The following is a 14,297-nucleotide window of genomic DNA, read 5'->3' as shown; positions in this document are numbered from 1 at the left end:
CGACGATCAGGTTATAAATGACCGGTTGACCGCCTATGAAAAACTTGGCAAAGACATTACCGATGTTCAGAAAGAACAGTGGGAGAAGAATCCAAATAATTTGCGTTATGGACTCCAGTATGCTAAAGTTCTAGCCGATAAACGCGACTTTGAAAAAGCGATCGACGTTTACAAAAAAGTCACGCTACTAGATGATAAAAACCGGGAGTCATGGGAAAATCTTGGCGATCTGTATATGACGACGAATAAAATTGATGCTGCCGTGAAGGCATACATTTATATTGGTAAAAACATTGCCCCCAGAGACCTAACGATCATCCAAAAAATTCTCCGCGCCTACACGGCACAGAGCGACTTCGTCAATGCTTATCCGTGGGCTCAAAAGGCGGTGGAAATCGGCGGCTCGAGTCTTGCTTACAAGATTCGTGGCGATTATTACTACGCGGTTGCCGAATTCAATTGTAGCTCGAAACAGCTCAATTTTGAAGACCGACTGGTCTATAAACTGGCATACGACGATTACCTTAAAGCGCTGGAAATGGGCGATGTTAGTGTAAAAAACCTGCTCGATCATATGAAAGAATATTTGATTCCGACCAAGGAAGATTGGTTTATGAATCGCTTTGACGAAAAAGGGCAGGAGCGTAAAAATTATCGTCCAAAATCTACCTGTTACAACTTTATTCAGGTCGATGTAAAGAAAAACTGATGAAGATTTCATTTGGCGCCGATCATGGTGGCGTTGCTCTGAAAATTGCGCTTATTGAATTTGCTAAAAGCCTCGGATATGAGACGATAAACCGCGGAACTGACGGAACCGACCCTGTGGATTATCCAGATTATGCGCAAAAAGTCGCGCAAGACGTTGCTAAGCGAATTGCGGACTTTGGCGTTCTGATCTGCAAAACCGGCGTTGGGATGAGCATTTCCGCCAATAAAATTAACGGGATTCGTGCGGCGTTATGTTACTCGTCGGAAATTGCCCGACTGAGTCGTCTGCACAATAACGCCAACGTGCTGTGTCTCGGTGGGAGTTTTACGGAGTCTGAAGTAGCAAAGCAAATATTTCAAGTATGGATAGAGACGAATTTTGAAGGCGGCAGACACGAAAAGAGAATCGAAAAGATGATGAATCTGGAGAATTAGGCAAATGGATTTTCCGTTTTTACGTCAACAAGACCCGGAAGTATTGTCCGCCATTTCAAGTGAACTTGAGAGAGAACGCTGGACGCTTGAACTGATCGCTTCCGAGAATTTTGTCAGTTCGGCAGTTTTAGAAGCCGCCGGATGCGTTATGACCAATAAATACGCCGAAGGTTATCCCGGAAAAAGGTACTACGGTGGTTGCTACGCGGTCGATCAGGCTGAAAACCTTGCCCGTGACCGCGCGAAAATACTTTTTTCTGCCGAATATGCCAATGTTCAACCGCACTCCGGTTCGCAGGCGAATATGGCGGTTTACTTTTCACTTCTGAAAACGGGCGACACGGTTCTGGGAATGGACCTTGCACACGGCGGTCATTTGACACACGGCAGTCCAGTTAATTTTTCCGGTAAATTATTCCACATCGTTTCATACGGTGTAAGGAAAGAAACGGGAAGAATTAACTTCGACCAGCTTTCTGTGCTGGCAAAAGAACATAAACCGAAAATGATTATTGCCGGTGGATCGGCATATCCGCGCATTCTCGATTTTCCGAAATTCCGGGAAATCGCTGACAGTGTCGGCGCGTTTCTTGTTGCCGATATTGCGCATCCCGCCGGATTGATTGCCGCCGGTTATCACCCAAGCCCGTTGCCGTTTTGCCACGTTGTGACTTCCACGACGCATAAAACCTTGCGCGGTCCTCGGAGCGGCTTGATCCTGATGGGAAAAGATTTTGAAAATCCGTTCGGAATTGTCGTGGGAAAGTCCGGTCGGAAGAAAATGATGTCTGAAATCATTGATTCGAATGTCATGCCCGGCATTCAAGGCGGACCGCTGATGCATATCATCGCCGCGAAAGCCGTTGCTTTCGGAGAAGCGCTTCAACCATCGTTTCGTGAATACGCGCACCAGATAATTCTCAACGCCGAGACGCTGGCTGAAGAACTGATGAGTCGCGACTTTCGGTTGACTTCCGGTGGAACAGACAATCATTTAATGCTGATTGATCTAACCAATAAGGGCGTCACGGGGAAAGTGGCGGAACAAGTTCTGGAAGAATCCGGTATCACAACCAATAAAAATATGATCCCATTTGATACGCAAAGCCCGTTCATAACGAGTGGAATTCGCATCGGAACGGCGGCGATGACGACGCGCGGCATGAAAGAGCCCGAGATGAAAATCATTGCGACGCTCATCAATCGCGTCTTGTCCGATCCTGAAAACATTCAAACGCGGCAAGCCGTTCGCGCCGAAGTCCGCCAACTTTGCTCAAATTTCCCGCTTTACCCAGAGATTAAGATAGAGGTGATTGCATGAAGTGTCCATTCTGTTCTTCCCAAGAGTCAAAAGTTGTTGATTCCCGGACAGCCCAAAAAAGCAATGCGATACGCCGTAGGCGGGAATGTCTCAGTTGTGGGCATCGGTTTACGACTTATGAATACGTAGTGGAATATCCGCTAACTGTCATCAAAAACGACGGCAGAAGAGAAGAATATTCGCGAGCGAAACTGCTGAACAGTATCAAGATCGCCTGCAATAAACGATCAATTCCAACGACTAAGATCGAAGCCGTTGTTATTGAAATCGAAAAAGAAATCGAAGAACTGGCAGGCGGCGAGATTTCTTCCAGTCGGATCGGCGAACTGGTAATGAACAATTTAAAAGCCCTAGACGAAGTCGCTTATATTCGTTTTGCGTCCGTTTATAAAAAATTCAAAGATCTGGATGAATTTGTGGACCACATCGAAAGTCTCACTACTGATGAGACAAAAACAGGAACAAATTGATTTTAATTCCGTATGAAATGTTGTTTGAATCTCAAAAACGCATATCGTACCCGGAGAGGTGAAAGATGCTTTCGACCGAATTGTTGGAAATATTAGTCTGTCCGAAATGTTTGGGCGAATTGGAATATGACGTGGCCAATCAAAAATTGATCTGTCAAAAGTGCCGGCTGAAATATGAAATTCGGGATGATATTCCGATCATGCTCGAGGATGAAGCGGAACATTTTTAATACGGTGAAATCTGAATTGACCGATAGATAGCAAACTTGAAATGATAATCAAAGAGGTAACGCCGACAAATTTGTTAGCCAATTGAAGTTTGAATAGTTCAAAAGATTGAGTTTTATCACCAATTTTTCCTTTTCGTTGTTTATATTAGCCGAAGTGATTCGGTTTTTTGTATCTAAGGGAGGTATGAATGAAAAAGTGCTTTGCCATCATCGGGATTTTGATTAGCCTAAACGCTTTCGCATTCGCGGCGAGCGAAGCGGGAGCGATTTGGTTGCTAATTAACCCGGGGGCAAGACCGGCGGGAATGGGCGAAGCGGGCGCCGCCATAGCGGACGATGCATACGCCAGTTACTGGAACCCGGCGGGATTGGGGTTTCTTCGCGGACGGGAAGTCGCGCTGACCCATACCAACTGGTTGCCGAATCTTGCGTCGGATATTTACTATGATTTTTTAGGATACAGACAATTTATTCCAAACGTCGGAACGCTTGGCGGACATGTTATTGTCATGAACCTTGGACAGCAACAAAGAATGGACGAACGTGGGAATTATCTCGGCGATTTTACGTCTTACATGATGGCGATTACTGGTTCGTACGGTACGGCGCTCACCCGTCGTTCATCAATCGGTGTCAGCATTAAAATGGTCTATCAGCATCTGACCGATCAGGGCGCAGGCGCTGAAAAAGGAAAGGGGTATTCAACTACTTTCTGCTTTGATGTCGGATATTTGAAGAAACAGTTTCTACTGAAAAACATGACATTCGGCGCGAGTATTGTCAACATCGGTCCCAAGATTTCCTTCATCGACGTTAATCAGGCTGATCCATCGCCGACAAACCTTAAAATGGGATTGAGTTACACTTTCGGTAACGAGTTCAATAAAATTACCATTGCCTATGACATCAATAAACTACTTGTCGCCGCTTATCCAGAACGCGATTTAGACGGAGATGAACGTGTCGGTTATTACAACGAAAACGGCAATTATACCGGAGCTTCTGGCGAGTACAACAAAGACGGGCAGCGCGAAGTGGGATATACTGATGAATGGTACAAGGGAATCTTCACTTCATGGATAGACGACTGGCTTTTAGTGGGCGATTCCGAAAATGACGGAATCGGTAAAGATATAGGGGGCGGAAAGAATAAGTGGGGCACAAAGGCGGATGTGGATGGTGATCTGAAAGATGGTTCTTTCGGAGCAGAGTTCGAAAAATTGACTCACAATTTCGGAATCGAATATTGGTATTCGAATCTTTTCGCAATTCGCGTCGGTTGTATGTATGACAAAGAAGGAAAAATCCTGATGAAAAATAAATATCCAGTTCCGACGTTCGGCGCCGGACTGCGATATGCCGGAATGGGATTCGATTTCGGATATACGGCTGGAGATGCGGGACATGCTCGTCAAAACACCATGCTCTTTTCACTGAATATGAAGTTTTAAGCATGCCGAATTCATTGTTTTAGCGTCCAGTCCTTCGAGAAGTTACCTGATGAAACAAATACGTCTATTTTTAATGCTACTTCTGTTGACCTTGCCTGTGTTTGCCCAGTCGAATCCGGCAATATCACCCATTTTAAAAACACGCTCCCTGAAAATAGTAAAATCCTCTTCTCCGGCTGATCTGAGAATCTGCGCGTTAAGAGTTTCTTTCCAGCGGGATGATAACGATGCGACGACCGGTAACGGACAGTTTCTTGCAGCCGCTAATCCGCCGTGTATCAACATGGTCGTCGATCCACCGCCGCACACAATCGCCTATTTCAAGGATCACATCGAGGCGGTATCGAATTATTATTTTCACGCGTCGAATGGAAAGGTCAATATTGACTTTGTCAATTCAGATGTTTATCCGACGATTGACACGGTAACTTACCTCGTTTCTCACACGATGGATTATTACAATCCGTTCCTTGAGAAAGACAGCATCGATCTGCGACTGGCACAACTCTTCGTCGAGGCCGTTCGACTGGCAGATGCGGATGTCAATTTTTCCGATTACGACGTTGTCGTTTTATTTCATGCGGGCGTTGGACAGGACTTCGATCTGTTCTTAGATCCGACTCCGAATGACATTCCGTCCGCTTACATGAATCAGTCGGATCTCGCTGCTTACCTCGAATCCGAAACTCCGGGGACGACTCAATTGCTCGTTGATAATGGGGCGCACACCATTAGCGGCGGCATCGTTTTGCCCGAAACTCAGAATCATCTTCTTTTTCCCAATTGGAAGGATGTTTTCGGAGGTTATTCGACGCCGTGTGATTACCAGATCGGATTAAATGGAACATTCGCTTTTATGATGGGATTTTATCTCGGACTGCCGGGACTTTACAATACGGAAACCGGCGAAACCGGAGTCGGAAAATTCGGATTGATGGATCAAGGCTCGGCGAATCTAAATGGACTCGTACCGTCGTTTCCGTCTGCGTGGGAACGCGAATTCATGGGTTGGACTCAACCGATTATCGCGAAGTCGGAAAACGACGTGAAACTTCCATTCGCCGAATCCGGCGCTGACTCGACGCTCTGGAAAGTGCCGATGAACGACAATGAATATTTCCTCGTCGAAAACCGGAATGCGCATGTTCGTCCTGGCGTCTCGTTAGACAGCATTCAATACAAGATTTACACGGATAACGGCGAGGATGAATGGCCGTCGCTTCTTCCGCTCATCCGGGATTTGATTGATGCCGTTTTCTCGCCGCGCGGCGTTTTACTCTCTGTTCCGAAATATGATGTCGGCCTGCCCGGCTCGGGACTTCTTATCTGGCATATCGATCAATCGGTCATTGATGAAAATCTAGATAATAACCAGATCAACAATGATCGCGACCATCATGGCGTCGATCTTGAAGAAGGCGACGGCGCACAAGATCTTGGTTACACATCGCAGTTGATCGGTGCGAATGTCGATATCGGCTGGTATTTCGATCCATGGTTTGCGGGAAACGAAGGGTTCTGGGATTTGAATCAGAATTACCCTGCCGATGCGATCAAAAGCGTCGGTTTTACAGACGACACCAATCCGTCAGCAAAGACCAATGGCTTTGCCCGAACGGGAATTAAAATTGATCACATCGGGAAAGCCGAAAGCGTGATGACATTTCACATCGATCGAACAAACACATATTTCGATATTTCCGGCGATTGGTATTATCCATGGCAAATCAGCAGGTCTCCATTGGTCGCTGTGGACATGGATAAAACCGATTTACGGCAGGAATTCGTTACAGTCCTCGATAGCATTTATCTTTGGAACAGTTCCGGAAATCTGATCAGTTCATTTCCTGTGCTCAACGGACTTCGGCAAATGGAACCAATTTTATCCGAAGTCGGAAACACGAATCTCATATTTGCGTCGCTCCAATCTAACGAAATCACTTGCTGGAGCATCAATGCATCCGGAGGAATTGAGCAAGTATTTAATCGACACATTGCAGAATCTGATGTTATCAAGAGTCAGTGCGCGTGGGAAGAAAATCTACTAATCAGTTGTGTGGATTCGACCTCGGATCGATCTTTTTTAATAAAAGTAACACCTGAAACTGACGCAGATAGCGTCACTATTATAGAAACCACGACCTTAGGCCTGGCTGGTAATACCGAAAATACATTTGGGCTGACGCGATCCGGTGAGATTTACCGGATTACCGATTCGCCGTTAAGCGCCGCGTTATTGCTCGAGATTCCGGATTTTCCGGCGGAAGGTTATTATGAGTTTGTTGTCGGATATTTAAATAACAATGATGAGCCGGATCTAGTCATCAGTTGTTCGAATGGAATCATTGAAGTTCTGGATGCCGCGACCGATTCCCGCGTGGTTCGGACGTTTCCGACATTTTATCCTTATCTGGCATTATCCGACATCGATGGTGATCAGCGCGTCGAAATCATCGGGTTGAATGGCGAACAGATCGTTGCTCTGACTGACGATTTGGTCGTGGAAGCCAATTTTCCGATCGAAGTCCCAAATCTTTATCAAAATAAATCGGTTTTCGGTACGCGTTTATATACATCGGACGTGGATGGCGACGGGTTACTGGATATTCTTGTTCGGATGGAAGGCGTTGGAATTATCGCCTTCGATCACCGTGGCAAACTCATTCCCGGATTTCCGATTGCCGTTCCGGATGTTGGTGCAGGCGAGCCAACAATTCTGCTGAGTTCTGACGATGGTTTATTAGAAGTATTTATCGATTATGACGATCGCATTGTAGGGATGCTCTTAAGTCCGAAACCGCTTTCTGAAAATGCATGGACGACAAGCGGCGGGAATTCAAGCCGCAACTATTTCTATCCGGTTAAATCCACACAAACGACGATTTCAGATGAATCGCTTCTGAATCGCAAAAAGACATTCAACTGGCCGAATCCGGTCAAAGGAACGACGACGGCGATCCGGTATTTTCTGAACCACGACGCGAATCTGACGGTTAAAATCTACGATCTCGCCGGCGATTACATTACGACGCTTTCGGATAACAATCCGATTGTTGGCGATCCGGGTGAAATTTCGTGGAACGTCTCGAATATCGGAAGCGGCGTCTATCTTGCCGTCGTTGAAGCAAAATCGGGTACGAAGACCGACAGCGTCATCATTAAAATTCTGGTAGTGAAATAGTGCGGAAAGATTGGCGTCTTCATCCTCATTTCCCCAATTCATGGATTTTTAGTTTCCTGACTGTTTTTTCTTTGACGAATCTCGCTTTTGCGCAATTCGAATCCGCTTACAATCATCCTGAACTGAAATGGCGGTCATTCGAGACGGCGCATTTCAGGGTTCACTATCATGAAGGAACCGATTGGACTGCCCAGCGCACAGCCGAAATCGCCGAAACCGTTTACGAACCCGTCACAAAATTCTACAATTACGAACCGGATGACAAAACGGATTTAATCATCAAAGACGTGGACGACATTTCTAACGGCGCGGCTTATTATTATGACAATAAAATTGAAATCTGGGCAACGCCGCTGGATTTTCCGCTCCGGGGAAATCATGACTGGTTGCGTGATGTTCTTACGCACGAATTTACTCACATCGTCTCTTTACAGAAGTCAATGAAATATACGCGGAATCTTCCTGCGTTTTACTTTCAGGTTCTTGCTTACGAAAAGGAAAAGCGGGATGACGTCGTTCATGGTTATCCCAACGTCATCGCCTCTTATCCGATTCCCGGAATGGTTATTCCCATGTGGCTCGCTGAGGGCATGGCGCAATTTATGTTTCCGGGGACAACGAACGATTTATGGGATTCGCACCGCGATATGCTTTTGCGTGATCGCGCCATCCACGACAAAATTCTGTCATTCGACCGGATGGGAACTTTTGGGAAACGCGGCATCGGCAATGAATCGGTCTATAATCAAGGTTACGCATTTTCGAGATATTTGACCGAACGATTCGGAGAACAAACGCTTCCGAAAATTGCGGAATTTCTGTCCTCGCCTGTTAATTTTTCATCTGCTTCGGCAATCAAAAAAGCGACTGGCGTTTCCGGCGAACAGATTCATCGCGACTGGGTCAAAGATATCAAGGATAAATATTCTAATCGTTTGAGCGTCATCCAGCAAAATGAAATTTCCGGAGAAATTCTGATCAGTGACGGAACGACGCAATTTTATCCCGAATTCGCGGGCGATTCTCTTCTTTACTATTTATCAAATAAAGGCATGGATTATTATTCGCAGACGTCGCTATATTCTTACGACCTTCGGACGAAAAAATCCAGACTCATTCAACCGAAAGTCAGATCGAAAATTGCATTGTCGCCCGATGGGAAAGTCTTCTATTATTCCAAAAGCAGTAAACCCAATCGCAACGGATCGGTTTTTTATGACATTTATTCTTACGATCTGGAAAAGCGTAAAGAAAAACAGATTACGAAATCTGTCCGCGCCTACAATCCGGCAGTTACACCCGATGGTAAACAGTTGGTTTATATTACCGGCAGAGATGGAACATCAAATCTAATTTTGCTGGAACTTCAAACCGGTGAAACGCGCGCGCTGACAAATTTTACCGATGGCGAAGAGATTTTCTCCGCGATGTGGTCGCCCGACGGTAAATTGCTGGCATTCGATTTTGCTACAGCACACGGGCGGGATATTTCCATCATTGATATTGCAACTGATTCGCTTGTTTCTTTCGAAAGTGAGCCTTACGATACACGGAGTCCCTGTTTCAGCCCCGATGGACAATGGATTTATTTTGCGTCCGACCAGACGGGGATTTTCAACATCTATCGGAGATCGCTGACATCCGGACAAACGGAACTACTGACCAATGTGCCCGGCGGAGCGTTTATGCCAGTCGTTAACATGAATGGTGAACTTGTGTACTCGTTATTCGACGATTCCGCATTCAAGATCGTGATGATTCGTCAACCCGAGGCGATCGATCCGGGAAAGGCAGTTTATTCGGATTATGCAAGTCATATTCCCGGAAACATGCCAGTCTTGTCGTTATCACTGGAAAAATCGACTAAATATTCGGATCGGTTTTCTAAGATATTTGTCTTGCCGCGACTGACCATAGATTACGGAACAGTTAAACCGGGGTTTTACTTTTTTTCATCGGAAATTCTCAATCGGTTCAATATTTTCGGCGGCGCTTCGGTTAACCGTATCAAAGACCGCGACCTTTTTCTTTTGCTCGAATATCATCAGTGGAAGCCGACATTCTTCTTCGAATTTTACAACATGAGTCAAAGTGTATTAAATAGTCAGATCAAATGGGGTCCTAGAACGATAGAACAGGACTATACGTTTTACCTTACTGAAGCAATCTTTGGGATGTCTTTACCGATGGGTGGAATCAATCATATTCAATTGGACATGGACGTGCAGAAATATCGGACATCCTCTGATGAAAAAATTGAGTCGGAAGGCTATTATTCCTACGGTTTTACTTATGATTATTATCACGGTCTTGATTTTCGGTTGAACTGGCAGATTAAAAAAGTCTTGCCAAACGTCAATGAGGACATGAATCCGAACAACGGTGTCGATATCGCGACGCAAATATCCCGGAACTACGACAAGTTTATGATCGATTTTGGTGTTTATGAGGATTTCGGCACATTACGGGAGATTTTTCGGAACAATTATTACTGGAAAATGGAGCAGGAAGGCATTTGGCATCATCGTTATCCGTTATTGCCGTCGCTCGTCGGGAATTTGAAGTGGCGGTTTGGGTGGATTTCCATGCCGCAACTCGATTCGTTCTTCAATTTTTTTGCAGGCGGGATGCCGGGACTTCGTGGCTATCCTTTTTATAGTATTGAAGGAAGAAATCTCTTCAGTTTACATTATACGTGGCGTGTGCCGCTTTTTATCGAAAAGGACATTCATCTGTTATCGTTCAATTTGCAAAACGCGTTCATCGGAACTTTCGTCGAAACCGGAAATGCTTGGAGTCAGGTAAGTGATTATCCGGCTTTGGACTGGAATTTGTTTCGGAAGAATCCGTCTGGCGTCGTGAAGAGCATCGTTGGTGATTTTAAAAAAGATGTTGGCGTCGAATTGCGGCTCAGCGGATTCTCATTTTACGCATATCCAACGGCGATCAGTCTGGATTTTGTCTATGGACTCGACGAGTTTCAACTGACCGATCGACAGTATAAAACGCACACTTATGGGAAAGAATGGAGATCGTATTTAACCATCCTTTTTGGACTTTGATGGAGGATATATGAAAATTAAAGCATTGACTGCTGTGATCTTATTGGGAATGATGATTCCCGCTCTGGCAATGGGACAAGGAATCTGGCAGCGGCCTTCTGCGGTGCCATCTTCCGGAAGCTCCGCACTTTTATCTAATCTGAAATTTGCCCAGACCGAGAAGGATACGTTTGTCTTTAATTATGAAAAATCGCCCGGATTGGCATTTCTCCTATCTGCCATCGTGCCGGGCGCGGGTGAATTTTATGCCGGAGCCAAGTGGCGTGCGGCGGCGTTTTTTGGCGTCGAGGCTTTTTGCTGGACGATGTATTTCAACCGGCAAAGCACCGGAAAAGACATCGAAAAGGAATATAAAAAGTACGCCGACACCAACTGGAATCTCTACGATTGGTTTTTAGGATGTCAATCCGGTTCGGAACTGGAGCAGGAATATTTCAATTTAGGTGGTTCGCACAATATCTGGGTTTATTACAATAACAGGGAATATATTGTTGATGACAGTCTTTCGATCAAACTTACGGGTTATATCTACTATGCCCAAACCGGTGAGTTGACGGCGATCAAAAACCGTGATTACTATGAAAATATCGGAAAGTACGATCAGTTCGCGAATGGCTGGGTAGATTATGACATTTCACTCATCGATACAGCCCGAGAAGACGATCTGAAAAATAGCGCTAAACGTGAGAATTATTTAAATCAGCGTTATGACTCGAATCAGGCGTTAAGAATGGCAACCAACTTTGCGACGGCGATCATGTTTAATCACCTGTTCAGCGCCTTTCATGCGCAAATTGCCGCGAAACATTATCATTCCGAAGGAAAAAATGACGTCAGATGGAACATGGGATTCATGACTGACGTTACATACCGACAACCCATTCGCGGTCTGATACTAATGGTGAATTTTTAAATAGTTAACTGGCTGGATTTATTAGCGGTAATTAATAAAATGGAAACTGAAAAAACATGACAAATAAATTTGTTAAGCATTTCAATCGGATTTTCGTTCTGACCATTCTGGGATTTTTGTTCGGCTGTTCATCCGGCAAAGAAACGATTCCGTCCGATTTTGGTTCGTACTATGAACGGGCACAGGCCGCTTATGAAAAGAAAAAATGGGACAAAGCTATCGAAAACTTCAGCATGTTTGTTATCAACAGTCCCGGTGGCGATCTTTCCGATGACGCCCAATATTATCTCGGCGAGTGCAATTTTAATAAAAAGGAATATCTACTGGCTATCTCTGAATATCAGCAATTGGTCGAACGCTATTCCTATTCGCCGTTAGTGGAAGAGGGTTACTACAAAATTGCTCTGTCATATTTCAAACTGGCTCCGCGCTATCAGCTCGAACAGGACAATTCGTTGAAAGCGCTTCAGAACTTCCAGGATTTCATCGATGCTTTTCCGAATTCAAAATATCGAAAAGACGCCGAACAGAAAATTCAGGAAATCCGTAACCGGCTCGCCCGGAAACTGTTCGAGAGCGGCCGTCTCTACCGGAAAATGCAGGCTTGGGATTCAGCGATTCTTTATTTTGACAAAATGCTGAAAGAATATTACGATTCCGATTGGGTGACCGAGGCGAAAATCGAGAAGGCGCGTTGCTATATCAAATTGAGACAATTTGACGAGTACCAAAAATTGCTACCGGAAATTAACGCCAAGATCAAGACCGAATCTGAATATACGCAATCTCAATATCTCAAAACGCTCTATGAGAAGGAACTGAAGAAGATCGCCAAAGAGGAAAAGAAAAAACACTCATGAATCTTTGCGTATTCGGAGGCACATTCGATCCGCCGCATAACGGTCATCTTCGAATCGCCGACGCGGTGCAAAAGGAATTCTCCTTCGATCGTATTTTATTTGTACCCGCACTCATTCCGCCGCATAAAACCCATAAAACATTTACACCGCACGAGCATCGATTGGCAATGCTGAAGTTGGCGATTGCCGGATTTCCGCATTTTGATGTTTCCGACATAGAAATCAAACGGCAGGGCGTTTCGTTTACCGTCGATACGCTGAGGGAAATTCAATCTGAATGGAAAATTGCCAAACCGGAGACGTTTTTACTCATTGGAGGCGACAGCTTGGCGGAATTTAATACCTGGCGCGAACCGGAAACTATTCTCAGCCTGGCGAATGTCATTGTCGCCTGCAGACCGGGATTCGATGTTGATTCCGTTTCGCCTGAAATTTTATCGTGTGTTCATTTTGCAAAGACACCGCTGGCGGACATTTCCTCCAGTGATATCCGTGAGCGCATCCGGAACGGGCAACCGGTTGACGAGTTCATTCCTCCGGCCGTTCAAGATTATATTCGGGAAAAGAATCTGTATATTTAACCACGAATGCCCCAAGACACGAAGAAAAGGCAAAGAAATAGTCTGTCATTCTGAGCCGCAGGGAAAACAGTCAGAATCACTGATTAAACGGATTGCGCTGATTACGCAGATTACAGAGGTGAAATCTTCGAGACTTTATGTTTAAAATATTTACAATTACGAAATCACCTTACCACGAAGACACAAGAACACGAAGAATTTTAGCAAAGAGGTCTATTCCATAGGGTAAATCCGTGTAATTCGTAGTTAAATAATCTTCTTTTCTCTTTACCTCTATCTTTACCTTTACCTTTACCTTTACCTTTACCTTTCCTCTGAGTCTCCGTGTCTTTGTGTTTAAAATGATATTGCAATTAACGAAACCGTCGTTAAATTAGGCCGTACGTTAATTTGAGACTCTCCGAAAGGATTTTGACAATCGAATCGCTTTTCCGTTCTTTGACATTGCGGGTGAATGTTAAGAAATGTCCGGTAAAAGAGTAACAGGCGGGAATGCCCATGTTTCATCCAACGAAAAAAATGCAATCCAAATTATTTATACGGCGAAAAAACTCAATATTTAATGGCTTATTATTTACTGAATACTAAATGGATGGAAAAATCTTCCCTTCTCAGAAAAAATAATTTCTAACAAGGTTTTAGAAAAAAATTATGGCTGTCCGAATCTTCCATTCTATGGAATGATTTCCCCATTAAGCGAAATAATTTACCATTGAAGCGTTAGAAAAAACCTTTTAAGCAAAATATTTTAGTTTTAAGGCGCCGGAAAAATATTTGAAGCGGAATAAATTATCCTACAAGCGGCAGGATTTATATTTCTTTATGAATAATTTATGTTTGAAGGTAGAGAATTTCTGTATTAGTGAAAATAATTGGATTTTAAGGCGAATAATTTACCCTTGAAGCGAAATAATTTGGTTTACAGGTGGAAAAACTCATTTATTAGCCGATCAAAAGGACCTGGATTCAAGTATTAAGTGCAACAACAACTGGTTGTGTAAATCAAAGTGTGTAAACTCATAAACAAGTTAGACATAATTCTTTAAAATTTCCTCAAAGTAAATTAACAATTGCGCATAAAT

The 14,297-nt window shown here is 44.4% G+C and carries 11 protein-coding genes; all 11 read left to right on the top strand.

Annotation, left to right across the window (positions count from 1 at the left end; translation table 11 throughout):
* Positions 1-709, top strand: a 709-nt coding sequence (locus tag COT43_07960) for a hypothetical protein (protein ID PIS27939.1), incomplete at its 5' end; no start/stop codon positions are given.
* The gene (rpiB, locus tag COT43_07955; protein ID PIS27938.1) at positions 709-1,146 is read left to right on the top strand and encodes a ribose 5-phosphate isomerase B; all 438 of its coding nucleotides are present in this window, start codon (positions 709-711) and stop codon (positions 1,144-1,146) included. The genes COT43_07960 and rpiB, both read left to right, overlap by 1 nt.
* A gap of 4 nt (positions 1,147-1,150) precedes the next feature.
* A complete protein-coding gene (locus COT43_07950; protein PIS27937.1) occupies positions 1,151-2,467 on the top strand; it encodes a serine hydroxymethyltransferase in 1,317 nt (438 codons plus the stop codon).
* Positions 2,464-2,937, top strand: a complete 474-nt coding sequence (gene nrdR, locus COT43_07945) for a transcriptional regulator NrdR (GenBank protein ID PIS27936.1) — start codon at positions 2,464-2,466, stop codon at positions 2,935-2,937. Before COT43_07950 ends, nrdR begins: the two co-directional genes overlap by 4 nt.
* A gap of 65 nt (positions 2,938-3,002) precedes the next feature.
* Positions 3,003-3,167: a tetraacyldisaccharide 4'-kinase gene (locus COT43_07940; GenBank protein ID PIS27935.1), complete on the top strand. Its 165-nt coding sequence runs from the start codon at positions 3,003-3,005 to the stop codon at positions 3,165-3,167.
* Positions 3,168-3,355: 188 nt separating this feature from the next.
* Positions 3,356-4,618 (top strand): hypothetical protein, encoded by a 1,263-nt coding sequence (locus COT43_07935; protein PIS27934.1) that lies wholly within the window; start codon positions 3,356-3,358, stop codon positions 4,616-4,618.
* Positions 4,619-4,667: 49 nt separating this feature from the next.
* A complete protein-coding gene (locus COT43_07930; protein PIS27933.1) occupies positions 4,668-7,799 on the top strand; it encodes a hypothetical protein in 3,132 nt (1,043 codons plus the stop codon).
* Positions 7,799-10,861: a hypothetical protein gene (locus tag COT43_07925; GenBank protein ID PIS27932.1), complete on the top strand. Its 3,063-nt coding sequence runs from the start codon at positions 7,799-7,801 to the stop codon at positions 10,859-10,861. Before COT43_07930 ends, COT43_07925 begins: the two co-directional genes overlap by 1 nt.
* Positions 10,862-10,871: 10 nt before the next feature.
* Positions 10,872-11,774, top strand: coding sequence for a hypothetical protein (locus COT43_07920; GenBank protein PIS27931.1), 903 nt, complete (start codon positions 10,872-10,874; stop codon positions 11,772-11,774).
* 56 nt (positions 11,775-11,830) lie between these two features.
* Positions 11,831-12,634: a hypothetical protein gene (locus COT43_07915; protein PIS27930.1), complete on the top strand. Its 804-nt coding sequence runs from the start codon at positions 11,831-11,833 to the stop codon at positions 12,632-12,634.
* Positions 12,631-13,215 (top strand): nicotinic acid mononucleotide adenylyltransferase, encoded by a 585-nt coding sequence (locus COT43_07910; protein PIS27929.1) that lies wholly within the window; start codon positions 12,631-12,633, stop codon positions 13,213-13,215. The genes COT43_07915 and COT43_07910 overlap by 4 nt, the downstream gene beginning before the upstream one ends.
* Positions 13,216-14,297: the final 1,082 nt, after the last annotated feature.

It is taken from the genome of Candidatus Marinimicrobia bacterium CG08_land_8_20_14_0_20_45_22, assembly GCA_002774355.1.
Taxonomy (GTDB): domain Bacteria; phylum Fidelibacterota; class UBA2242; order UBA2242; family UBA2242; genus 0-14-0-20-45-22.
The sequence above is the reverse complement of the archived record's forward strand: the minus strand, read 5'-3'. Positions and strand labels throughout refer to the sequence as shown.